We start from the raw sequence: 271 nt of genomic DNA on the forward strand, positions 1-271 counted from the left end.
AGGTTCGGACAAAACTCCGGCACACCCTTGTGATTTTGTCTGAAGTGAAGGCAAGTTCGGACAAAAAGCCAGCTCAAGCTTGTGATTTTGTCCGAAGTCACGCCAGGTTCGGACAAAATATCGACTCATCCTCGTATTTTTGTCTGAAGTGAAGCCAAGTTCGGACAAAAAGCCGGCTAAGGCTTGTGGTTTTGTCTGAAGTGGAGGCAGGTTCGGACAAAACATCGACTCATCCTCGTATTTTTGTCTGAAGTGAATGCGGGATCGGCCA

1 protein-coding gene is annotated in these 271 nt (G+C 47.6%); it reads right to left on the reverse strand.

The window, feature by feature from the left end; translation table 11 throughout:
• The coding region (locus J7E37_RS15170; protein WP_215024790.1) for a hypothetical protein at window positions 1-225 on the reverse strand (225 nt) is incomplete at its 3' end.
• Window positions 226-271 lie beyond the last annotated feature (46 nt).

Source organism: Bacillus sp. ISL-39 (genome assembly GCF_018613295.1).
Classification (GTDB): domain Bacteria; phylum Bacillota; class Bacilli; order Bacillales; family Cytobacillaceae; genus Mesobacillus.